A 21,682-nucleotide genomic window follows, 5' to 3' on the forward strand; every position below is an offset into this window, starting at 1 on the left:
CGCCTCGCCTCCTGGGTGTTCAGTCCGGCCGGCTGGCCCGGTGGCGCGCCAGCTCCGTGGTGAGCTGCCGCGCGCGCTCCGGGCGCATGGCGCCCAGCACCGGCGCCGCCTTGGCCTCGCGCATGCGGTCGACGATCTGGACCAGCACCGGCAGATCCAGCTCGTCGAAGACCGAGGCGGCATCCCGTGGCCGCATCGTCTCGTAGGTCTTCACCAGCCCGCGCCAGCCCGCGTCCTCGCGCTCGCCGCGCTGGCGGTCGAGCTGCTCCAGCCGCGACTGCAGCGCGGCCATCTCCTCCAGCCGGGCATTCAGCCGCCGCTCCGCCGCGGCCAGCACCGCCTCCCGCGCCGCCAGGGCCTGCTCGCGCGCCTCCAGGACGCCGCGCCGGTTGCGCAGGCTCTCCAGCACCGCGCGCTCCGCGGCCTCGACGGGGTTCGGCGGCTCGGGCGCGGCCGGGACGGGCAGCGGCATCGGGGAGGGCGCCGGCGCCGCGGCGCGCTGCGCCGGGCCCGGGGATGCCGCGGCGGCAGGGGCCGAGGCGGGCATGGCCGTGGCCGGCGCCGGCCCGGCCGTGGGCGCCGCCGTGCCGGAGGCCGCGGCCGGCGCGATCAGCGCCACCGCCGCGACCGGCATCGCCTCGGCCAGGGCCCGCATCAGCGCGCCCGTCTTCACCATCGCCAGCCCCCCCGCGCCCAGCATCAGCACGGGCAGCAGGCGCGGCAGCGGCCAGGCGCGGGAGGCCGCCGCGCTCAACGCCCCAGCCTCAGGGCGCGCAGCAGGTCGCGCTCCGCCTGGCTGCGCGGCTCCTCCGCCGCCTCCGGCGCCACCGCGGCCGCGGCGGGCCTGGCGGCTCCGGCCTGGGCAGGCAGCGGGCCGCGCCCGGGCGGCGCCAGCGGCCGGGCGGCGCGCACCAGCTCCTCCAGCCGGTCGGCCAGTCCCTCGGCCCGCTCGACCAGGAAGCGCAGGTCCTCGCGCAGCGGCTCCGCCTGGGCGACCTTCTCCGCCACGCCGCGCCCGGCGGCCTCGGCCGTGGCGCGCAGGCGGAACAGCGCCGCCTCCGCCTGCTTCGTCGCCTCGGCGAAGCCGGCCGCGCCCTGCTCCAGCGCCGGACGGTCGCGGCGCAGCGCCCCGAGCTGCCGCTCCAGCCGCCAGGCGAAGGGAATCGCCGCCATCAGCAGGGCCAGCAGCAGCCCCTGCAGCCCCCATTCGACGCCGCTCATGCCAGCCTCCCCGTCAGCGCCTCCAGCGGACCCCCATCCTCGCCGCCACGCAGCAGCTCGCGGTCTACCCGCACGGCCAGGCGGTTCTCCCGCCGGCCTAGCATCCCCTCGAACAGCGCGACGTCGCCGCAGCGCAGCCGCACCGGCGCACCGGGGGCGGCGTTCAGCGTCAGCCGGTCGCCGGGCTTCAGCGCGGTGATGGCGGAGAGCGGCAGGGTCTGCTCGTCCATCACCACGTCCAGCGCGACCTCGGTATGGCGCAGCTCCTCGGCCAGGTGGGTCTCCCAGATGGAGTCGCGGCCGAACTTCTCGCCCATGAACTGCTGCAGCAGCAGCTCGCGCACCGGCTCCAGCGTGGCATAGGGCAGCAGCAGCTCGATCCGCCCGCCGCGGTCCTCCATGTCCACCCGCAGCCGCGCCAGCACGGCGGCGTTGGACAGGCGGGAGATGGCGCCGAAGCGCGGGTTCACCTCCAGCCGCTCGAAGCGGAAGGTGACCGGGCAGAGCGGGTCGAAGGCCGCGCCCAGATCCTCCAGCACCACCTCGATCAGCCGCTCGACCAGCGTGCGCTCGATGGTGGTGTAGGGCCGGCCCTCGATCCGCATCGCCGCCGTGCCGCGCCGCCCGCCCAGCAGCACGTCCACCACCGAGTAGATCAGCGCGCTGTCGACGACGAGCAGGCCGTAGTTGTCCCACTCCTGCGCCTTCACCACGGCCAGCATGGCGGGCAGCGGGATGGAGTTCAGGTAGTCGCCGAAGCGCAGCGAGACGATGCCGTCGATCGAGACCTCGACATTGTCCTGGGTGAAATTGCGCAGCGTCGTGCTCATCAGCCGGACCAGCCGGTCGAACACGATCTCCAGCATCGGCAGGCGCTCGTAGGAGACGAGCCCGCTGCTGATGATGCGCTCGATGCCGCTGCGCTGGTCCTCGGCGGGGCCGTCGTCCAGCCCGAGCAGGCTGTCGATCTCCGCCTGGTTCAGCACCTTGGCGGAATCGGGCCCCTCGCTCTCGACCGCGGCACCCCAGGCGGCGGCGAGATCCTCGTCGGAAGGGTCGTCCAGGCCGCCGCTCATTGCACCAGCATCTCCGTGAACAGCACGTCGTTCACCCGCGCGGGGTGCGCGGCCAGGCTGGCGCGGGCGATCAGCTCCTCCCGCAGCCGGTGCGTGCCGATGCTGCCGCGCAGCTCCTCCGGCCGGACCTCCCGCAGGTAGGTCTGGAACAGGTCCAGCAGGCGCGGCATGGCCTGCTGCACCGCCGCCACGTCCTCGGGCTTCGACAGCTCCAGCTTGGAGCGCAGGCGGATGAAGGCGGCGCGCCGGCCCGGCGCGTTGAGGTTGGTCATCACCTCCGGCATGTCGAAGAAGACGGGCGCCGCCGCCGCACGCGGCGCCGCGCCCCCGCCGCCATGGCCGTCGCCATGCCCGCCTTCCCCGGCCGACTCCGTCTTCGCATGCGCCCCGAGTCCGGGGACCAGCCCCATGAACCAGGCGCCGCCCCCGGCCGCCAGCAGCAGCACCGGCAGGGCGACCAGCAGCAGCTTCTTCCTGCCGCCGGGCTTGCCCTCCGCCGCGCCCTCCGCGGCCTTGGGCTGTTCCGTCTTTGCCATGCGCCGTCCTGGCCGCCCCGCTGCCGCCCCCGCTCCGACGCCCGGGGATCGCGTGGGGCACCATCCGGTCGCCCCGCGGCGCAGCATGGCGGCCGCCGCTTAACGAAGGCTTGCGGCCGGGCGCCCCCGGCACCTTCCGCCGCCCGGCCGGCAGGAAATGCCGCCGCCCCGGCAGGCCCGGCCCCCGCCAGCCCCGCCGCGCGCTGGCACGCCGGTTGCGCCAGGACGCCCGCGCCATGGCGGCGCGCAGCGGAGGACCGCATGGACAACCCCGGCTACGTCGCCCTCTCCCGGCTGGTGGCGCAGGCGCGCGCCACGGCGGTGACGGCGCACAACATGGCCAATGCGGACACGCCGGGCTTCCGCGCCGCCCGCCCGCTCTTCGCCGAGCACCTGGACCGGCAGGCCAGGGTGTCGCAGCCGCCCTCGGGCCGCAACGTCGCCTTCGCCTGGGACCGCGCGACCTGGCGCGAGGACTCGCCCGGCCCGGTGCAGACCACCGGAAACCCGCTCGACCTCGCCATCACCGGCGACGGCTTCTTCGTGGTCGAGACGCCGCGCGGCGAGCGCTACACCCGCGCCGGGCGCTTCTCCCTCGGCCCCGACGGCAGCATCGTGGACGCGGAGGGCAACGCGCTGCTCAACCCCGGCGGCCAGCCGCTGCGGGTGGGCGCGGGCGACACGCGCCTGACCGTCTCCGGCACGGGCGTGCTGTCGAGCGAGAACGGCGAGATCGGCCGCATCCGCGTGGTGCGCTTCGCCGACCCGCAGAAGCTGACCGCCGAGGGCGACCGCGTCCTCGCCAGCAGCGAGGCGCCGGAGGAGATGGAGCGGCCGGCCATCGTGCAGGGCGCGGTGGAGGGCAGCAACGTCCGCCCCATCCTGGAGATGACGCGCATGACCAACGAGCTGCGCGAGTTCCAGTTCGTCGCCCAGTTCGCCGAGCGCGAGGGCGAGCGCCTGCAATCCGCCGTCGAGCGCATCCTGCGCCGCCGCTGACCCGACCGCGAAGATAGAGGAACACCCGCATGCGCTCGCTGTGGACGGCCGGCACGGGCATGATGGCCCAGCAGACCAATGTCGAGGTCATCTCCAACAACATCGCGAACATGAGCACGACGGGCTACAAGCGCCGCCGCGCCGAGTTCCAGGACCTGATCTACCAGAACATGCGCCGCGTCGGCTCGCAGAGCTCCGACACGGGCACGACGCTGCCCTCCGGCGCGCAGGTCGGCCTCGGCGTGCGCACGGCGGCGATCTACCGCATCCACGAGCAGGGCAACCTGAACCAGACGGAGAACAAGTTCGACCTCGCCATCCGGGGCAACGGCTTCTTCCAAGTGCAGCTCCCTTCCGGCGAGGTGGCCTATACCCGCGACGGCACCTTCGGCCTCTCCGCCGAGGGCATGCTGGTCACGGCGGAAGGCTTCCCGGTCGCGCCGGGCATCACCATCCCGGCCAATGCGACGGACGTGACGATCAACGCCAATGGCGAGGTGCTGGCCAAGGTCGCGGGCCAGGAGCAGCCGCAGAATGTCGGCCAGATCCAGCTCGCCCTCTTCGCCAACGAGGCGGGGCTGGAGGCGACGGGCGACAACATGCTGCTCGCGACCCCCTCCTCCGGCGCGGCGCAGCAGGCGGCCCCCGGGCAGCCCGGCTTCGGCAACGTGATGCAGGGCTTCGTGGAGACCTCCAACGTCAACGTGGTGCAGGAGATCACCAACCTCATCACCGCGCAGCGCGCCTATGAGATGAACTCCAAGGTCATCACCACCAGCGACGAGATGCTCTCGACGCTGACACGGCTGAAGTGAGGGGAGGGGGCCATGATCCGCCTGCTCGCCCTGCTCGCCCTGCTGCTGCCCGCCGCGGCCCGGGCGCAGCCCGGGACGGACCTCGCCAGCCTGCGCCCGCAGGTGGTGGTGGAGGAGGAGACGATCCGCCTCGGCGACCTGTTCGACGAGGCCGGCCCCGCCGCCGCGCGCGGGGTCGGCCCCGCCCCCGCCCCCGGCCGCCGCCTGCTGATCGAGACGCCGCAGCTCCTCGCCATCGCCCGCGCGCACGGCATCGCCTGGCGGCCGCTCTCCGCCAACGAGCGCGTGGTGGTGGAGCGCCCGGGCCGGGCGCTGACGCGGGAGGAGTGGCACGAGCCGCTGCGCGACGCGTTGCTCGCCCTAGGCATGGACCCGCAGGCGGAGCTGGAGCTGCCGGGCTTCTCACCGCCCATGGTCCCGCCCGCCGGCGTGCCGCAGGTGAGCGTCGAGCAGCCCAGCCTCGGCGGCAACCGCTTCGGCGCCACGCTGGTGGTGTTGGCGGACGGCATGCCGGTGCTGCGGATGCGCGTCTCCGGCCGCGCCTCGGCCACCGTGGCGGTGGCGCTCGCGACGCGCCGGATGGCGATCGGGGAGGTGGTGCGGCCCGGCGACGTGCGGGTGCAGCGGCTGCGCGCCGAGCGGGTGCGCCCCGGCTTGGCGGGCGATCCGTCGCAGGTGGTGGGGCAGCAGTTGCGCCGGCCGCTGGGCGAGGGGCTGCCCTTCGCGCTGAACGACCTCGGCACGCCCGCGGTGGTGGAGCGCAACAGCACCGTCACCATGCTGATGGAGGCGGGCGGGCTGGCGCTGACCGCCCAGGGGCGCGCGCTGGACTCCGCGCCGCGCGGCGGGGTGGTGAACGTGATGAACCTGTCCTCCCGCCAGGTCGTGGAGGCGCAGGCGATCGGCCCGGGCCGGGTCCGCGTTGGCCCCTCTCCCCGCTGAACGGAGCCCCCGCCATGCGACGCGCCCTGCTGCTCCTGCCCCTCGCCGCGCTGCTGTCCGGCTGCGGTTCCGCCGAGCGCCTGACCCGGGTCGGCCGCGCGCCGGAGATGGCGGCGGTGGCGGATCCGACCCGCGACCCGGACTGGCGGCCGGTGACCATGCCCACCCCCGCCCCGCACGATGCCAGCACCCTGTCCGCCAACAGCCTGTGGCGGCCGGGCAGCCGCACCTTCCTGCGCGACAGCCGCGCGGCCTCCGTGGGCGACCTGGTGACGGTGCTGGTCTCCATCCAGGACCAGGCGCAGCTGCAGAACGAGACGGAGCGTTCCCGCGACAACAGCGAGAACCTGGGCATCCCGCGGCTGCTCGGACTCGACGCCTCCTACGCCCGGTTCTTCCCGAACGGGGTCGATCCCAGCTCCCTGGTCTCGGCCAGCTCCCGCAACAGCAGCACGGGTGCCGGCACGGTGAAGCGGAACGAGACGGTGACGCTGCGCGTGGCCGCCACGGTGACGCAGCAGCTGCCGAACGGGAACCTCGTCATCACCGGCCGGCAGCAGGTGCGCGTGAACCACGAGATGCGGGATCTGGCGATCGGCGGCGTGATCCGGCCGCAGGACATCGCCTCGGACAACACCATCAGGCACGACCGGCTGGCGGAGGCACGGATCGCCTATGGCGGCCGCGGGACGCTCAGCGACGTGCAGCAGCCGCGCTACGGGCAGCAGATCCTGGACGCGATCCTGCCCTTCTGATCGGGTCCTTTCTGATCAAGAAACGAAAAAGGCGCCCGGGCCTTCGCCCGGGCGCCCATCGCCATGATCCGTCGTGGATCAGGGCTTGTTCATCGCATCTCGCGCGGAGTCCTTGGCGCTGCCGACGGCGTTCTGGACCTTGCCCTCGACCTTGTCGGCCTTGCCCTCCGCCTCGAGCTTGGCATCGCCGGTCACCTTGCCGGCCGCTTCCTTCACGGCGCCCTTGGTCTGCTTCCAGGCGCCTTCGACGCGATCGCTGTCCACCATGTCATGTCTCCCTCAGAGGGTGTGCGGGAATAACGGGCTGCCGCGCGTCGGGTTGCGGGGCTGGTCAGAAGGCCGGGGCGGCGCCAGATGCGGGGGATGTGCGGGCGATACTTCCTTGTCGACGATCCGGCCGGGCTCCGGACCTTCTACGGCTGCGACCACGATACGCCGAACCACCCCGCCAGTTGGAACGTCGCGCCCACCCAGGACAGCCTCGTGGTGCGCCGCCATCCGGAAACCGGGGCGCGCCATCTCGGCCTCCTCCGCTGGGGGCTGGTGCCACGCTGGGCGAAGGACGACAGCGGCGGCGCGAGGCTGATGAACGCCCGCGCCGACGGGGTGGCGGACAAGCCCTCCTTCCGCGACGCCTTCGCCCGCCGCCGCTGCCTCGTCCCGGCCAGCGGCTTCTACGAATGGCGGCAGGAGGGCGCCGGGCCGAAGCAGCCCTACGCCATCGCGCTGCGGTCCGGCGAGCCGATGACGCTGGCCGGGCTGTGGGAGGGCTGGAAGCGCCCGGACGGGACGTGGCTGCGCACCTATACCATTGTCACCACCGACGCGAACGCGCTGATGCAGCCGCTGCACCACCGCATGCCGGTGATCCTGCCGCGCGATGCCTGGGCCGCCTGGCTCGGCGAGGAGGAGGCCGGGCGTGACGCGCTGCTCGATCTGCTGCGCCCCTTCCCGCAGGAGGCGCTGCGTATCTGGCCGGTGGACAAGCGCGTGAACCGGTTCAGCGAGAACGACGCCGAACTGCTGCGTCGCGCCGAGGCCGCCGACCCGCCGGCAGGGCTGGACGACCCGCCCGAGGCCTGCCGCCGCCCGGGGTGAGCGCCGGCCCCGGAACGCGCCCTGGAAGCCGCCCCGGAAACCGTTGGGGGCAGGGGCCCCTCAGCCCGCCTCCTCCGGGCGGACCACCAGCACCAGCCCGTCCACGGCCTGCACCCGCACGGGCGTCCCGGGTGGCGGCATCGGGCCATGGCCGGAGAGCCGCGCCGGCCAGTCCGAATCGCCCACGCGCACCCTTGGCCTGCCGGCATCGGGCGGCAGCAGGATGCCGCTGCGCCCGGCCAGGCCGGAGGCCGGGGTGTTGAGCGTGGAGGCGGGGCGCCGGCGGTGCCGGCGGACCGCCACGGCGATGCTGGCCGCCAGCAGCAGCAGGAAGATCGTCACCGTCACGCCGAAGGACGGGTCGAGGCCGAGCACCACCAGCCCCGTTCCGGCCGCGGCCAGCCCGATCCAGAGCAGGTAGGCCCCGGGCAGCAGCAGCTCGCTGACCAGGAGCAGCAGCCCGGCCAGGATCCAGATCACGCCTGCCCCCATGGCCCCGCCCCGCTTTCCGGCACCGGGCCGCGCGGCGGCTCCCGCCGCGGCGGCGCGGGGGTGGCCGGTCCGATCGGCCCGCCGGGGCCGCGCAGCAGCTCCAGCGCCCCGGTGACGCTGCCGGCCAGGGCGGCGGATTCCATCGGCACCACCACCAGCCGCGAGGCCGGGTTGGCCGCCAGGTCGCGGAAGGCGGCGACGTACTTGTCGGCGATGAAGTAGCGCAGCGCCTCCTGCCCCGCGCCGGCGGCAGCCTCGGCCACCATCCGGGTCGCGGCCGCCTCCGCCTGGGCCAGGGTCTCGCGCGCCTCGGCGTCGCGCCGGGCGGCCTCCAGCCGGCCCTCCGCCTCCAGAACCTGGGCCGACTTCTCGCCCTCGGCGCGCTTCACCGCCGCCTCCCGCTCGCCCTCGGCGCGGGCGACGGTGGCGCGGCGCTCCCGCTCGGCCGTCATCTGCAGGTTCATGGCGCGGATCAGGTTCTCCGGCGGCTCGATCTTGCGGATCTCGACGCGGCTGACCTTCACCCCCCAGGGATCGGTCGCCCCGTCCAGGATGGTGAGCAGGGAGGAGTTGATCCGGTCGCGCGAGGAGAGCGTCTGGTCCAGGTCCATCTCGCCGATCACGGCGCGGATGTTGGTCATGGCCAGCGCCGTCAGCGCCATGGTCAGGTTCTGCACCTGATAGGCCGCCTTGGCGGGGTCCATGACCCGGTAATAGACGATGCCGTCCACCGTGACGGTCGCGTTGTCCTTGGTGATGACCGCCTGCTCGGGGATGTCCAGCACCACCTCCTGCACGTTCAGCCGGTGGCCGATGCCGTCGATGAAGGGGATGATGAAGTTCAGCCCCGGCGACAGCAGCCGGGTGAAGGCCCCGAAGCGCTCCACCGTCCAGACCTGCCCCTGCGGCACGGTGCGGATGCCCTTGAAGGCCGTCAGCACGGCCAGAAGCAGGATAACGACCAGGATGATGGTCGTGCCGGTCAGGCCATCCATGGCGTAGCACCTCCGCGGGAGATTCGATCCTGAAACGTGATGGCCCGGTGGCGCGGCGGCCGGAAGCCCCTTTCGGAGGCCACGGGCCAGTCGGAAGCGCATGGCGCGCCGCCGTGGCCTGCCGGCGCCCGGACGGCGCTTGGCGACGCCCGGACCGGCCGCCTGTTGCACGGAGGCAACAGGCTTGGTGGCGCGGGGGCCGGGCAGGGGGCATTCCGGCCACCCGCCCTGAGCCTCTATTGCCTCTCATTCTCAGACGACGTTACAGCCCCATGACCCAAGGAGAGTCTCATCCTCCTGCCCGGATGCGGGATCGCTGCGCCCCGCCTTGCCCGCCCGGGCCGGCGGGGCTTGCCATGCCGGGCCCGGCTCCCGGCACCGACCACCACCGGCCGCCCCCGGCGGCCCACGATCTGAGGAGGACCCTGCCCCTGCCCCGTCTCCCCGCCCCCCTTCGCGCCACCCTGGCAGGCCTCGGCCTGCTCGCCTCGGTCCAGTTGGCTGCGGCCCAGACGGCGGCGGCCCAGACGACGGCTGCTCAGACGACGGCGGCGCAACCCCCCACCCTCGCCGCCGGCCAGATCGGGCTGGAACTGAACCGGCTGGAACCGCAGCCCAGCCTGGGTGCGGGCGGCGGCTGCCGCGCTTGGCTGCTGCTGCGCAACCCAGGCGAGGAGGCGGTGGATCCGCTGCGCCTCGATCTGCTGATCTTCGGCAAGGACGGGGTGATCGCCCGCCGCCTGGCCCTGGATGTCGGCCCCCTGCCGGCGAGCAAGACCCTGGCCCGGATCTTTGACCTCTCGGCCCTGCCCTGCGACCAGATCGGGTCCCTGCTGCTGAACGACCTGCTGGCCTGCGGCCCCGCGCCGGAGGGCCGCACCGCATGCCTGCCCCGCATCAACACCTCGTCGCGGGTGGCGGGAGTCGGTTTCGATAAGTGAGAATGCGAGTTAGAATGAACTCATGAACCCGGTGCCTGCTGAAGCCGTTCACGACCTCTCCATGCTCGGCCTGTTCCTGCAGGCCGACATCGTCGTGAAATCGGTGATGATCCTGCTGATCCTGGCCTCCGTCGCCTGCTGGGCCATCATGGTGGAGAAGGTCATCACCCTGGGCCGGCTGCGCCGCGAGATCCGTCGCTTCGCCGAGGCCGTGCATGCCGGCGGCACCACCACCGGCCCGCAGGGCGAGGGGCTCGCCGCCCGGGTCCTGCGCGCCGGGGTGCGCGAATGGCGCGAGGGCCGCGACCATTCCGAGAGCCGCGGCGAGTACCGCCAGCGCATCGAGCATGCGATGCGCGCCGCCGTCGGCGCGACGCTGCGCAGGGCGGAGCCCGGCCTGCCCGTCCTGGCGACGACCGGCTCCGTCTCCCCCTTCGTCGGGCTGTTCGGGACCGTCTGGGGCATCATGAACAGCTTCACCGGCATCGCGCAGAGCAACGACACCTCGCTGGCCGTGGTCGCCCCCGGCATCGCCGAGGCGCTCTTCGCCACGGCCATCGGCCTGGCCGCCGCGATTCCCGCCGTGCTCGCCTACAACCGCTTCACCGTCGCCCTGTCGCGCCTGCGCGCCGAGGGCAACGCCGCCGCCGGCGAGCTCGCCGCGGCGCTGGTCAAGCGCTCGCCCGTCAGCGGCGCGGCCGCCCCGGCGGCGGAGTAGGCGCCATGGCCTTCGCGGGCATGGGCGGCGGCGGCTCGCACGACGACGACGAGTACGACGCGCCCCCGATGGCGGAGATGAACGTCACGCCGCTGGTGGACGTCATGCTGGTGCTGCTGATCATCTTCATGGTCGCGGCGCCCATGATGATGGTCGGCGTGCCCGTGAACCTGCCCAAGACCTCCGCCCCGCGCGCCGCGCCGCCGCGCCCGCCCCTGGTGCTCAGCGTCGCGCGCGACGGCAAGGTCTTCATCGCCCGCGAGGAGATCCCCGAGGCGGAGCTGGCCACGCGCCTGCAGGCGGCCCAGGGCGGCGACCCCGACATGCCCGTCTATGTCCGCGGCGACCGCGCCGCGCCCTATGGCGAGGTGCTGCGGGTGATGGGCCGTGTCACCCAGGCGGGGATCACCAAGGTCTCGCTGATCGCCGAAGCCGAGCCGGGCGGCCCCGCCGTCCAGGCGCGCTGAACCGGGACGCCATGTCCGGCCGCGCCCGCGCCATCGGCTGGGGCGTCTCCGTGCTGCTGCACGGGGCGGCCGCCGGCGCCCTGTTCCTGCCCCCACCTCCGGCCGATCCGGTGGCGGAGGAGATGCCGGTCGAGATCGCCGCCGCACCCGCGGCCGAGGCCGCCACGCCGGCGGATGCGGCCCCGGTGGCGGAGGAGGTGGCCGCCGCCGCGGCGCCGGCGACGACCAGCGCCGCCGAGCCGCCGCCCCCGGTCCAGCCGGCGCAGCCCCCGCCGCCGGTGCAGACGGCGGAGCCGCCCCCCATGCAGCGGACCGAGCCGCCGCCCCCCGTCCAGACGGCGGAGCCCCCGCCCCCGGTGCAGCCGGTCGAACCGCCCCCGCTGGCGCCGCCCCCGCCGCCCGACACGGTTGCCGCGGTCGAGCCGCCGCCGCCGGAGCCCACCCCGGAGCCCGAGCCGGAGATGGCCGAGGCGCTGGAGCCGTTGCCCCCGCCGCCCCCCGCGCCCCCGCCACCCCCGCCGCCGCCGCGCCCGGCCCCCACGCCGCCGCCCCGCCCCGCGCCACCCCGGCCGGCCCCGCCGCGCCCCGCCCCGCCGGTTGCCGCCGCACCAGAGGCGCCCGCCGCCTCGCCGGCACCCCAGGCCCCCGTCGCCGCGGCGCCGGCGCCGCGCCGTGCCGCCTCGGGCAGCCTGGCCTCCGCCCCGCCCAGCTGGACCTCGGCCATCGCGGCCGCCCTGCGGCGGGCCCAGTTCTATCCGCTGAGCGCCCGCCAGCGCCGGGCCGAGGGCATCGCCCAGGTCACCTTCGTGATGCGGCGCGACGGCGAGCTGGTCTCCGCCCGCCTGGCACGCTCCAGCGGCGACGAGGAACTGGACAGCGCCGCGGTCAACACCGTGCAGCGCGCCTCGCTGCCCGGCGTCCCGGCCGAGGTGGATGGCGACCCGATCACCCTGACCGTGCCGATCCGCTTCTCCCTGACCCAGCGCTGACCCGGTCCGGAGCGCCGCGGAGGGTCGGCACCACGCCACTGCCGTATCCGCCAGGAGAGCGACGCCCCACGGCATGCCCCGCCTTCATGAACGGGGGCGCAGGGACCCTGCTCCCGCCGGATGAGAGGGATCAGGGCAAGACAGAGCCTTTCCCCGGACACCCGAACTGATACGGGCGGTGGGATGCCGTGATCCGTGCCGGCGCGGGGTGTGCGCGTGGCCCGGGGGCAAGGCTCTGCCTCGCCCCCGTACCCCCACTCCGCCAGGACCCTGCGGGCCCTGGACCCGATCAGCGCTGCCGCGGGACAGCCTGACACGGGGTCGAGGCGCCGAGGAGCTTGGCTCCTCGGCGAGCACGGCCTCCGCACTCGCTGACGCCCTCTGAAGCTTCTTCAGAGTCCCACCTGTCCGCGCGCCGTCAGGGTTCAGCCCGCAGGCTGACGCCTACCGCGCAGCACCAGACTCCCAGCGGGGTCCGGGGCCCGCTTGTGGCCCCGGCAGGGGAGGGTCTGGGAGGGGACGGCGTCCCCTCCCGGTCCCCCGCCGGACCATGACAGACAGGCCAGGTCATCCAGCCGCTGGTATGAGGCTGCGAAGGCGGTCGGCGTGCCCGTCAGCTCCGGATCAGCGGGCAGCCGCCCTGGTCGAGGGGGCGGAAGGCCTGGTCGGGGGCGATGGTTTCCAGCTTCTCGTAGTAGTCCCAGGCGCCACGGCTGTCGGCGGGCTTCTTCACCCGGAACAGGTGCATGGCGTGCACCGCGCGGCCGTCCTGGCGGATGGTGACCTCACCGAACAGCGGATCGTCGATCGGCTTGGCGCGCATCGCCGTCACCACCGTCTCGCCGTCCAGGGTCTTCGCCTCGCGCACGCCGCGCAGGTAGGCCAGGGTCGCGGAGTAGACGCCGGCGTGGTTCATGGTGGGGCGTCGCCCGCCCATCTGGGCAGAGAAGCGGTCGCTCCAGGCACGGGTCTTCGCGTCCAGGTCCCAGTAGAACGCCTCGCACAGCAGCAGCCCCTGCGCCGCCTGCAACCCCAGCGCGTGGATGTCGGAGAGCTGGATGAACAGTGCCGCCAGCGAGCGGCCGCGGCGCAGCACGCCGAACTCCGCCGCCTGCTTGATGGCGTTGATGACGTCCGAGCCGGTATTGGCCAGGGCGAAGACCTTGGCGCCGGAGGACTGCGCCTGGAGCAGGAAGGCGGAGAGGTCGGCGGTGTTCAGCGGGTGCCGCACCTGGCCCATCACCTTGCCGCCCTGGCGCTTCACCGCCTCGGCCGCGTCGCGCTCCAGCGTGTGGCCCAGCGCGTAGTCCACGGTCAGGAAGAACCAGCTGTCGCCGCCCTGGCGCATGGTGCCGGTGACGACGCCGTTCGCCTGCGCCCAGGTGTCCGTCACCCACTGCACCGTGTTGGGCGAGCAGGCGCGGCCGGTCAGGTCCGAGGTGGCGGTCGAGGAGGCCAGCGCGACGCGCTTCTTCTCGCGCATCAGGTCGGAGACGCCGAGCCCCACGGCGGAGTTGGCGAGGTCGACCACCGCGCCGACGCCCTCCGTGTCCACCCAGCGTCGCGCGGTGGCGACGCCGATGTCCGGCTTGTTCTGGTGGTCGGCCGAGACGATCTCGACCTTCAGCCCCCCCGCCTCGGCGGCGAAGTCATCCGCCGCCAGCTTCGCCGAGACGACGGAGCCCGGCCCGGCCTGGTCGGCGAAGGGACCGGACATGTCGGAGAGCACGCCGACCTTCACCAGGTTGCCCGGCACCTCGGCGCGGACCAGGGCGGGCGCGGCCAGCAGGGTTCCGCCGGCGGCCAGCAGGCCCAGCGTCGCGCGGCGCGTCGTCGTCAGGCCATCCGGCCGGATGGAGGGGCGGGCCGGTTCTTCCGTCTGGCTGGACATGGCATTTCCTTCGCTCGGCGCGACCTCCGGCCCTGCCGGCCGGGGCGATCCTGGCCGCATCCTAGGCGAGCGGACGCCGCCCTGCCAGCAAGGGCGGGCGGCGGCGGTCCGGGCGTCAGTCCTTGCGGGCGGCGCGCACCGCGTTCAGCTCCGCCTTCAGCGCCGCGATCTCCTGGCGCAGCGCCGCGACCTCGCCCTCGGCCGCCTCGGCCGGCTCGTTCTCGCGCCGCGACACCGGGAAGGGGCTGAACAGGCTCATGGCCCGCTCCAGCATCGCCATGTTCTGCTTGCCCAGCTCCTCGAGATTGCCGAAGGGGCCGCTGAAGGGGTTCAGACCGCCCATCGGGCTGGTCATGGCGCCGGCCATCGGCGTGGTCATGGCGCGGCGCATCTGCTCCTGCTGCTGGGCGAAGCCACCCATGGCGAATTCCAGGTAGCGCGGCACCAGCGATTGCAGGCTGTCGCCGTACAGGCCGATGAGCTGGCGCAGGAAGGGGGTGGGCAGCAGGTTGCGGCCCTTGGCCTCCTCCTCGACGATGATCTGCGTCAGCACGGAGCGGGTGATGTCCTCGCCCGACTTGGCGTCGTAGACGACGAAGTCGCGCCCGCGCCGGACCATGCCGGCCAGATCCTCCAGCGTGACGTAGCTGCTGCTCTCGGTATTGTAGAGGCGGCGGTTGGCGTATTTCTTCACCACCACCGGCGGCATCGCCGGGGCGTCTGCCGCAACCTTCTCGGCTGGCTCGCCTTTGGCCCGCGACTTCGTATCCTCGACCATCGGAGCGGCTCCCAGCGTTTGCTGCGGCATGCTAGCCCCGCCTCGCCGCACTGCGAAAGGGTGCCGTTCCGGCAGGCCTGCGCCAGGGTGCCGGCGCCGGAAGCCAGCGTCGGACGAAGGGGGGCAGGGAGAGAGGCATGACCGGCTCGCGGGAAGGGGACGCGCCGCTGGAGCGCCTCGCCGAGGAATGGATCGCGTTGTGGCAGTCGGAGATCACGGGCTGGGCGACTCGCATGGAACTGTCGCGGCTGATGGCGTCGCTGGGGGGCGCGGGGGTCCCGCCGATGCCGCGGGGGGCAGGTCTTGAGGCCCCGCCGCGCGCCGCTGCCGCTGCATCTGGGCCTGTCGACGCTGCGCAACTGGACGGCGCTGGGGACCCTGGCGCCGGGGCTGCTGCCGCCGGGCAGCCTGGCATGGAACGGCGGATCGACGAGCTCCTCGGCCGCGTGGCAGAGCTGGAGCAGCGGCTGGCCCGTCTCGCCCCAGGGCCGGACGGAGGCGCGGCGCCTGCTCGACGCCCTGGACGCGGCGGGACATAGCGTCGCCGAGCTGCAGGCCGCGGTGGCGCAGCGGCTTGCCGCGCAGGATGCGGCGCTGTTCCAGGGCCTCGCTGCCTACCAGCGCCACCCCTATCGCCGTGCCGCGCCGGAGCGGCCGGTGCTGTGGCATGAGGGCGCCAGCCGCCTGCTGGATCACGGCCCCCCGGGCGCCCTCCCCGGTGGCGGGCCCCAGCGCGGCCGGCCCGCGCTGCTGGTCGTGCCGTCCCTCGTCAACCGCGCGGAGGTGCTGGACCTGATGCCCGGCCATTCCCTGCTCGGCTGGCTGTCGGAGGCCGGCATCCATCCGCTGCTGCTCGATTGGGGCGAGCCGGGCGAGGTCGAGCGCGGGCTGGACCTGACCGGCTGGATCGCCGGCCGGCTGGAACAGGCCATCGCCGCCGCCGTGGCGGCGACAGGCGGCCCGGTGGTCCTGGCCGGCTACTGCATGGGCGGGATGCTGGCCCTGGCCGCGGCGCTGCGGCAGCCACGGCAGGTGCGCGGCCTGGCCCTGCTCGCCACGCCCTGGGATTTCTGGGCCGGCGGGGCGGAGGAGCGGGCGCGCCTCGCCGCGGCGCTGCTGCCGGTTCTGGAGCCGGTGCTGCGCGCCACCGGCGCCCTGCCGGACGCGATGCTGCAGGCGATGTTCGCCAGCCTCGACCCCTTCGGCATCGCCGCAAAGTTCCGCGCCTTCGCCGCTTTCGACCCGCAGAGCGAGGCAGCCCGGCACTTCGTGGCACTGGAGGACTGGCTGAACGACGGCGTGCCGCTGCCGGCTCCCGTGGCGCGGGAGGCGCTGGGCGGCTGGTACGGCGCCAATACCCCGGCACGGGGGCAATGGCGGGTGGCCGGCGCGACGGTGGATCCCGCCGGCTGGCACGGCCCCACCTTCGTGGCCATCCCCCACCGCGACCGGCTGGTGCCGCCGGAAAGCGCCCGCGCCCTGGCCGACCGCCTGCCCCAGGCCGTGCGCCACGAGGCGGAGGCCGGCCATATCGGCATGGTCGCCGGCCGCAACGCCGAGGCGGCGCTGTGGCGCCCGCTGGCCGCCTGGCTCGGCTCACTCAACACCCCGTCGCGCCCTGCGGCCCGCCGCACGCGGCGCCGCGTTGGCGGAACGTAGCGGCCGTGGCCCGGGGGAGGCGTTGCCTCCCCCGTAGCCCCCTCCACCGGGGCCACAAGCGGGCCCCGGACCCCGCTGGGAGTTGGCTCTTCGCGGTGGGTGTCAGCCTGCGGGCTGAACCCTGACGGAGCGCGGACAGGCGGGACTCTGAAGAAAGCTTTCAGAGGGCGTCAGCGAATGCTGCGGCCGTACCCGCCGAGGAGCATGGCTCCTCGGCGCCTCGACCCCGTCGCAGTCATCCGCGCGGCAGCGCCCACCGGGTCCAGGGCCCGCAGGGTCCTGGCGGAGTGGGGGACCGGGGGCGAGGCAGCGCCTTGCCCCCGGGGAACGGGTCCCACGCCGGCAGACGGCGATGCATTACGCCACGCGCAATGAATATAAGGTATGGGGTAGACGACACACCGCGTGGATGGCGGAGCGTTCCGGTCGGCCGCGCCGGCCGGGGGTCCTGGCCTGGATCAGGCTGCCATGCGGGCGTCCTGCAGGCTGTCGTAGGCGGCGCGGATGGTGTCGCTCCCGTAGGTTGCCTCCAGCCGACGCACGGTGAAGTGGGCCCGCGCGATGCTGCGGAAGTGTTCGAGGAAGGCGAGGTTGATGGCGGCCCCGGCCGCGGCGCCGATCACCGGCACGGACTGGGCCGAGAGCTTCAGTCCCACCGCGCCCATGAAGCGTCCGGCGATGCTGGCCAGGAAGCCGGGCAGCACGGTGGCGGTCAGGTTGGCCGCCGCGTTGGGCAGCAACTGCGCGAGCGCGAGGCGCGAGGCGAAGTAGCCCACCTTGGCCATGTCGTCGGCCGAGGATTCCCCACCCAGGGCGAAGACCTTCAGGCATTCGGCCCGCACCGCCGGGGTGGAGGGGTCCTCCCCCTGGTCGGCCGCCTCGGACGCGATCTGGCGCAGCAGGATCGTGGTGGAGATCGGCAGCTCGGTCAGGGTGCCGGGCAGGCCGAAGGCGCCACCGGCCGCGCCGGCGGCCGCTGCCAGGCCGCGATGCAGCCAGTCCGGCGTCAGGCCATGCGGCGCGCGGCCGGGATGGCTGCGCACCGCCGCGCTCCAGGCCGCCTCGACGGCGCGCTGGACCGCTCCCTCCACGCCGCGCTGCAGGAAGTCCGGCAGGCGGGACTTCAGCGCCTCGACCGGCGTGCCGGCCAGCGCCGCCAGACGGGCCGCGAGGGAGGGGTTCTCCAGGACACGGACGGCCTCGGCGAGTTCCGCGCGCGCCTCCGCGGTCAATGGCAGGGGGGTGGGCAGGGTCTGGCTCATGGCCAGCAGAAATGGTGACGGGGCGGACGGGTTGCAGGGCCCGCGCGCCACCTGTCCGCCATGCGCGCGGTGGCGGGGGCCGGCCCGCCATGGCTTGCCGCTCTCGCCACCCACCGGTAGGTGCGACCCCACCATTCCCGGCCCATCCAATCCCGGCAGGTGCGGCGCGTGTTCTCCCGAATCCTTCGACATCTCGAGGGGCGGCGCGGCTGGCGCGCCCCGGCCACCGCGGTCGGCCTGGGGGCGCTGAGCGCGCTCGCCATGCCGCCGGTGCATCTGCTGCCGGTGCTCTGGCTGACGCTGCCGGGCTTCCTGTGGCTGGCGGCGCATGCCCCGGACCGGAAGCGGGCGGCGCTGGTCGGGCTGGCCTGGGGCTGGGGTTTCCAGCTCGCCGGCCTCTACTGGATCACCGAGGCGATCCTGACGGAGGCCGACCGGCTCTGGTGGCTGGTGCCCCTGGCCGTCCCGGCGCTGGCGCTGCCGATGGGCGCCTTCTCCGTGCTGCCCGCGCTGGCCGCCTGGGGGGCGCCGGCCGGCTGGCGGCGGGTGACGGGCTTCGCGGCGGCCTGGGTCGGGGCGGAAATGCTGCGCGGCTGGGCCTTCACGGGCTTCCCCTGGAACCTGCTGGGCACCGCCTGGGCCTTTGATGCGCTGCCGCTGCAGGGCGCGGCCTGGATCGGGGTGCATGGCCTGTCCCTGGTCACCGTGCTGCTGGCCTGCGCGCCGCTGGGGGGGAGGCGGGGCTGGCTGGGGGCCGCGGCGGGGCTGGTGGCCTTCGGCCTGTTCGGCCTGGCGCGGCTGTGGCCCGAGGAGCCGGCGCCCCACCCGATCTCCCTGGTGCTGGTGCAGGGCAACATCGGCCAGGAGATGAAGTGGCGGCCGGAGACGCGCTGGCCGATCTTCCGCCGCTATCTGGAGCTGACGCGTGACGGGGTGGCCGAGGCGGCGGCGCAGGCCCCGGGCACGCGGGCGGTGGCGATCTGGCCGGAGACGGCCAGCCCCTTCCTGCTGAACGAGGATGCGGAGGCACGGCGATTCGCCGCCGCCGCCCTGCCGGCGGACGGCGTGCTGCTCGCCGGGTCGGTGCGGGCGGAACTGGAGCCGGATGGCCGGGCTCGCGCAGTGTTCAACAGCCTGGTGGCCCTCGATGCGACGGGGGATATTCTCGGGCGCTACGACAAGAGCCATCTTGTCCCGTTCGGCGAGTACATGCCGCTCTCCGGATTGTTACCTCTCCGTGTCATTCGTGGTGGCATGGATTTCACGGCCGGTGCGGGACCGGTCACTGTCGACGTGGGAGGGCTACCAGGCTTTTCGCCGCTGATTTGTTACGAAGTGATCTTTCCCGGCGCGGTCGTGTCCGCCAGTCGCCCAGAGTGGCTCACCAACATCACGAACGATGCCTGGTTCGGTACCTCGGCTGGCCCCTACCAGCACTTGGCTGCAGCGCGGCTGCGGAGTGTCGAGGAGGGATTGCCAATGGCCCGGGTGGCCCAGACCGGCATCTCGGCCGTGATGGACGGTCGGGGACGTTTCGTGGGCCGGCTTGGGCTGGGCCAGACCGGGGTGCTGGTAGCACCATTGCCACGGGCAATGCCGGCTACCCCTTTCTCGCGATACGGGCTTTGGCTGCCCGGGGCACTCGTCCTTCTGATGACGGCCCTGTCTTTCGCGCCAGGGTTGCGGCGCCACCCCGATACCTGAGCCCTTTTCGGATCATTATTTAGATTTCTCGAAAGAGTTGACAAAGAGTTTGCGCGGTTGCAGATTCCGTGCACGACGAAGGGAAGGAATGCGGCGTGACAACATCCGTTGCGTTCAGCCGCGGCACGAAGGACACGCGTCGGCCGGAGCTGGCCCGATCCGGGAATGGTCTTGCCGCTGGAGTAGAGGAGAGGCGGATGCCGAGCGACACCGGAGCCGAGCGCACCGAGCGGGAGCACCGCCCCAGCCCGATTGACGTCCATGTCGGCGGCCGGGTGCGCCTGCGCCGCACGCTGCTCGGGATGAGCCAGGAGAAGCTGGGCGAGGCGCTGGGCCTCACCTTCCAGCAGGTGCAGAAGTACGAGCGTGGCGTGAACCGGATCGGCGCCTCGCGCCTCTTCGATCTGGCCCGTGTCCTCGACGTCCCGATCGGCTTCTTCTTCGACGACATGCCCAACAGCATGGGCGGCAGCGGCGGCGCGCTGCGCAGCCGCGCCCTGGGCTTCGCCGAGGCGCAGGAAGGCTTCGAGGATGACGCGCTGAACCGGCGGGAGACGCTGGAGCTGGTGCGTGCCTACTACCGCATCACCGACCCGTCGGTGCGCAAGCGGGTCTTCGACCTGATCAAGAGCCTCACCCCGACGGATTAGCCGAGGCGGCCCGATCCACGCCCCTGGGCGCCTTCGCCCGGCGAGCGAGGGGTGGGCGTGAAGGCTTCGTCCCCGTGGGACGGGGCAGGTGGGACGCGGCAAACAGGATGGCGCAGCACGCGACGCGCCAGCCAGACCGCCACGAGCCGCATGACCGCATCGTCATGCCCCGCAGCACGGTGGGCCGCCCGGCGGCGGAACGGCTGCCCGGTCCCTATCCCTCCAGCTGCGGATTGTGGAAGCGGGGCTCGCGATAGAGCCGTAGCGCCGCGACCAGCGCCTGGGCCAGATCCTGCTTCTCCGGCTGCGACAGGCAGCGCCCCACCTCGATCGCCCGCCCGCGGCAGGTGAGGCGCAGCCGCCCGGCCGTGCCGCCCTGCTCCCGCAGCTCGACCCGCGTCCAGTACGGCTCCAGGCTCGCCTCCTCGCGCCGTCCCCGCGGGTCCGTGCGGCTGATCCGCAGCCGGCCGCCGCTCAGCCGCAGCACCTCCGAGACGCGGCCGGAACGGCGGTGATGCAGGGCGACCAGCGCGAGTACCAGCGGCACCTCCAGCCCGAGGAAGCCGAGCACCGGCCAGGCGCCCAGCAGGGCGAAGACGGTCGCCGCGCTGCCCGAGGCGCCGAGCAGCAGCCCGGACAGGATCGCGAAGCCGCGCGGCGTCCAGGAGCGCTGCGGCACGCAGATGGCCTCGAACAGGACCGGCTCGAAACTGGCCGCCTCCTCGGTCGTCGCATCGACGGGCATGACGCCGCCATGATAGGGTGCCCGCCGCACCGTGCCAGCGAAAACCCCGAAGACCGCGCCCGCCATGGCATCCCGGACCGCCGCCCCGCCCGCGGAGGCGCCCTCCGGAGAAGCGCCCCCCGCGGAGAGGCCCAGCCCGGTGCAGGCCCCGCCCGGCCGGCGCCGGGCCGGCGCGGCCCCCGATGGCACCGCCGGACCCGCCGCGCGCCCCCGCAAGCCCGTGCCCGCATTGCACGGCAGCGCCCTGGCGCCGCGACGTGCCCGGCGCATGTCCGCTGCACAGGCCGTCGAGTTCCTCGGCGCGCTGCGGGCGGCCAATCCCGCGCCGCAGACGGAGCTGCACTACACCAGCCCCTATACGCTGCTCGTGGCCGTGGTGCTCTCCGCCCAGACGACGGATGCCGCCGTGAACCGGGCGACCGATCCTAGCCGTGGCGGCCTCTTCGCCGCGGCGGGCGATCCGGCCGCCATGGTGGCCCTGGGGGTGGAGGGGGTGGGCCGGCACATCCGCAGCATCGGGCTGTGGCAGGGCAAGGCGCGCAACGTGGTCGCCCTGTCGCAGATGCTGCTCGACCGCCATGGCGGCCAGGTGCCCGACGACCGCGAGGCGCTGGAGGCGCTGCCGGGGGTGGGGCGCAAGACGGCCTCGGTGGTGCTCAGCGTCGCCTTCGGCGAGGCGGCGATGGCCGTGGACACCCACATCTTCCGGCTGGGCAACCGCACCGGCCTTGCCCCCGGCCGCAACGTGCGGGAGGTGGAGGACCTGCTGGTGAAGCGTTGCCCGCCGGACTGGCTGCGCGACGCGCACCACTGGCTGATCCTGCACGGGCGCTACGTCTGCAAGGCGCGCCTGCCCGAATGCTGGCGCTGCGTCGCCCGGGCCTTCTGCAACTACACCGACAAGGTGCTGGTCCCGCCCGCCGGGCGCGCGGCGAAGGGCTGAGCGGCG

The 21,682-nt window shown here is 74.0% G+C and carries 24 protein-coding genes; 13 read left to right on the top strand and 11 right to left on the bottom strand.

Annotation, left to right across the window (positions count from 1 at the left end):
* Nucleotides 1-19 precede the first annotated feature (19 nt).
* Genes LPC08_RS22045 through LPC08_RS22060 form a run of 4 tightly spaced genes read right to left on the bottom strand, consistent with a single transcriptional unit; the run spans nt 20 to nt 2,833 of the window.
* The gene (locus LPC08_RS22045) at nt 20-754 is read right to left on the bottom strand and encodes a MotE family protein (protein ID WP_230450376.1); all 735 of its coding nucleotides are present in this window, start codon (nt 752-754) and stop codon (nt 20-22) included.
* The gene (locus LPC08_RS22050; RefSeq protein WP_230450377.1) at nt 751-1,221 is read right to left on the bottom strand and encodes a DUF6468 domain-containing protein; all 471 of its coding nucleotides are present in this window, start codon (nt 1,219-1,221) and stop codon (nt 751-753) included. Before LPC08_RS22050 ends, LPC08_RS22045 begins: the two co-directional genes overlap by 4 nt.
* Complete coding sequence (fliM, locus tag LPC08_RS22055) at nt 1,218-2,297, bottom strand: flagellar motor switch protein FliM (RefSeq protein WP_230450378.1); 1,080 nt, start codon at nt 2,295-2,297, stop codon at nt 1,218-1,220. Before fliM ends, LPC08_RS22050 begins: the two co-directional genes overlap by 4 nt.
* Nucleotides 2,294-2,833, bottom strand: a complete 540-nt coding sequence (locus LPC08_RS22060; protein WP_230450379.1) for a flagellar basal body-associated FliL family protein — start codon at nt 2,831-2,833, stop codon at nt 2,294-2,296. Before LPC08_RS22060 ends, fliM begins: the two co-directional genes overlap by 4 nt.
* A 261-nt stretch (nt 2,834-3,094) precedes the next feature.
* Here LPC08_RS22060 and flgF point away from each other — a divergent pair, with 261 nt between their 5' ends.
* The 4 genes from flgF to flgH are packed head-to-tail and all read left to right on the top strand — an operon-like array spanning nt 3,095 to nt 6,344.
* The gene (gene flgF / locus LPC08_RS22065; RefSeq protein WP_230450380.1) at nt 3,095-3,832 is read left to right on the top strand and encodes a flagellar basal-body rod protein FlgF; all 738 of its coding nucleotides are present in this window, start codon (nt 3,095-3,097) and stop codon (nt 3,830-3,832) included.
* Nucleotides 3,833-3,861: 29 nt separating this feature from the next.
* Nucleotides 3,862-4,647: a flagellar basal-body rod protein FlgG gene (flgG, locus tag LPC08_RS22070; RefSeq protein WP_230450381.1), complete on the top strand. Its 786-nt coding sequence runs from the start codon at nt 3,862-3,864 to the stop codon at nt 4,645-4,647.
* 12 nt (nt 4,648-4,659) lie between these two features.
* A complete protein-coding gene (gene flgA / locus LPC08_RS22075; protein WP_230450382.1) occupies nt 4,660-5,589 on the top strand; it encodes a flagellar basal body P-ring formation chaperone FlgA in 930 nt (309 codons plus the stop codon).
* Between the two features lie 14 nt (nt 5,590-5,603).
* Nucleotides 5,604-6,344, top strand: coding sequence for a flagellar basal body L-ring protein FlgH (flgH, locus tag LPC08_RS22080; RefSeq protein WP_230450383.1), 741 nt, complete (start codon nt 5,604-5,606; stop codon nt 6,342-6,344).
* A gap of 78 nt (nt 6,345-6,422) precedes the next feature.
* Here the strand turns inward: flgH and LPC08_RS22085 are convergent, their stop codons facing one another.
* The gene (locus LPC08_RS22085) at nt 6,423-6,611 is read right to left on the bottom strand and encodes a CsbD family protein (RefSeq protein ID WP_370643264.1); all 189 of its coding nucleotides are present in this window, start codon (nt 6,609-6,611) and stop codon (nt 6,423-6,425) included.
* Nucleotides 6,612-6,707: 96 nt separating this feature from the next.
* Between LPC08_RS22085 and LPC08_RS22090 the strand changes: the two genes are divergently transcribed.
* Complete coding sequence (locus tag LPC08_RS22090) at nt 6,708-7,442, top strand: SOS response-associated peptidase (RefSeq protein WP_230450384.1); 735 nt, start codon at nt 6,708-6,710, stop codon at nt 7,440-7,442.
* A gap of 60 nt (nt 7,443-7,502) precedes the next feature.
* On the opposite strand, the gene LPC08_RS22095 is transcribed toward LPC08_RS22090, so the two are convergent.
* Together LPC08_RS22095 and LPC08_RS22100 are read right to left on the bottom strand one after the other, a co-directional pair.
* Nucleotides 7,503-7,922: an NfeD family protein gene (locus LPC08_RS22095; protein ID WP_230450385.1), complete on the bottom strand. Its 420-nt coding sequence runs from the start codon at nt 7,920-7,922 to the stop codon at nt 7,503-7,505.
* Nucleotides 7,919-8,929: an SPFH domain-containing protein gene (locus tag LPC08_RS22100; RefSeq protein ID WP_230450386.1), complete on the bottom strand. Its 1,011-nt coding sequence runs from the start codon at nt 8,927-8,929 to the stop codon at nt 7,919-7,921. Before LPC08_RS22100 ends, LPC08_RS22095 begins: the two co-directional genes overlap by 4 nt.
* Nucleotides 8,930-9,285: 356 nt before the next feature.
* On the opposite strand from LPC08_RS22100, the gene LPC08_RS22105 reads away from it, so the two are divergent.
* From LPC08_RS22105 to LPC08_RS22120, 4 genes are read left to right on the top strand one after another with little or no spacing between them, the layout of a single operon-like run.
* Nucleotides 9,286-9,870 carry a Tat pathway signal protein gene (locus LPC08_RS22105; RefSeq protein ID WP_230450387.1) on the top strand — a complete coding sequence of 195 codons (585 nt, stop codon included), beginning with the start codon at nt 9,286-9,288 and terminating at the stop codon, nt 9,868-9,870.
* A 22-nt stretch (nt 9,871-9,892) separates the two neighbouring features.
* Entirely contained in the window at nt 9,893-10,588 is a 696-nt protein-coding gene (locus LPC08_RS22110) for a MotA/TolQ/ExbB proton channel family protein (RefSeq protein ID WP_230450388.1), read from the top strand.
* 5 nt (nt 10,589-10,593) lie between these two features.
* Nucleotides 10,594-11,055, top strand: coding sequence for a protein TolR (gene tolR, locus LPC08_RS22115; RefSeq protein WP_230450389.1), 462 nt, complete (start codon nt 10,594-10,596; stop codon nt 11,053-11,055).
* 11 nt (nt 11,056-11,066) lie between these two features.
* Nucleotides 11,067-12,044 (top strand): energy transducer TonB, encoded by a 978-nt coding sequence (locus LPC08_RS22120; protein WP_230450390.1) that lies wholly within the window; start codon nt 11,067-11,069, stop codon nt 12,042-12,044.
* 613 nt (nt 12,045-12,657) lie between these two features.
* Here LPC08_RS22120 and LPC08_RS22125 read toward each other — a convergent pair.
* Both LPC08_RS22125 and phaR read right to left on the bottom strand, forming a co-directional pair.
* The gene (locus tag LPC08_RS22125) at nt 12,658-13,935 is read right to left on the bottom strand and encodes an ABC transporter substrate-binding protein (protein WP_230450391.1); all 1,278 of its coding nucleotides are present in this window, start codon (nt 13,933-13,935) and stop codon (nt 12,658-12,660) included.
* Nucleotides 13,936-14,050: 115 nt separating this feature from the next.
* Entirely contained in the window at nt 14,051-14,713 is a 663-nt protein-coding gene (gene phaR / locus LPC08_RS22130) for a polyhydroxyalkanoate synthesis repressor PhaR (protein ID WP_370643265.1), read from the bottom strand.
* Nucleotides 14,714-15,016: 303 nt separating this feature from the next.
* On the opposite strand from phaR, the gene LPC08_RS22135 reads away from it, so the two are divergent.
* Nucleotides 15,017-16,372 (top strand): alpha/beta fold hydrolase, encoded by a 1,356-nt coding sequence (locus LPC08_RS22135; protein ID WP_230450392.1) that lies wholly within the window; start codon nt 15,017-15,019, stop codon nt 16,370-16,372.
* A gap of 458 nt (nt 16,373-16,830) precedes the next feature.
* Here LPC08_RS22135 and LPC08_RS22140 read toward each other — a convergent pair whose 3' ends face one another.
* Complete coding sequence (locus LPC08_RS22140; RefSeq protein ID WP_230450393.1) at nt 16,831-17,634, bottom strand: EcsC family protein; 804 nt, start codon at nt 17,632-17,634, stop codon at nt 16,831-16,833.
* A 168-nt stretch (nt 17,635-17,802) separates the two neighbouring features.
* Here LPC08_RS22140 and lnt point away from each other — a divergent pair, with 168 nt between their 5' ends.
* A complete protein-coding gene (gene lnt, locus LPC08_RS22145) occupies nt 17,803-19,338 on the top strand; it encodes an apolipoprotein N-acyltransferase (protein ID WP_230450394.1) in 1,536 nt (511 codons plus the stop codon).
* Between the two features lie 197 nt (nt 19,339-19,535).
* The gene (locus LPC08_RS22150; RefSeq protein WP_230450395.1) at nt 19,536-19,988 is read left to right on the top strand and encodes a helix-turn-helix domain-containing protein; all 453 of its coding nucleotides are present in this window, start codon (nt 19,536-19,538) and stop codon (nt 19,986-19,988) included.
* 214 nt (nt 19,989-20,202) lie between these two features.
* Here LPC08_RS22150 and LPC08_RS22155 read toward each other — a convergent pair whose 3' ends face one another.
* On the bottom strand, nt 20,203-20,733 hold the full coding sequence (locus tag LPC08_RS22155) for a DUF2244 domain-containing protein (RefSeq protein WP_230450396.1): 531 nt from the start codon (nt 20,731-20,733) through the stop codon (nt 20,203-20,205).
* 268 nt (nt 20,734-21,001) lie between these two features.
* Here LPC08_RS22155 and nth point away from each other — a divergent pair, with 268 nt between their 5' ends.
* On the top strand, nt 21,002-21,676 hold the full coding sequence (nth, locus tag LPC08_RS22160) for an endonuclease III (RefSeq protein ID WP_230450397.1): 675 nt from the start codon (nt 21,002-21,004) through the stop codon (nt 21,674-21,676).
* The last annotated feature ends 6 nt before the right edge of the window (nt 21,677-21,682 follow it).

Source organism: Roseomonas sp. OT10 (assembly GCF_020991085.1).
Lineage (GTDB): Bacteria > Pseudomonadota > Alphaproteobacteria > Acetobacterales > Acetobacteraceae > Roseomonas > Roseomonas cutis.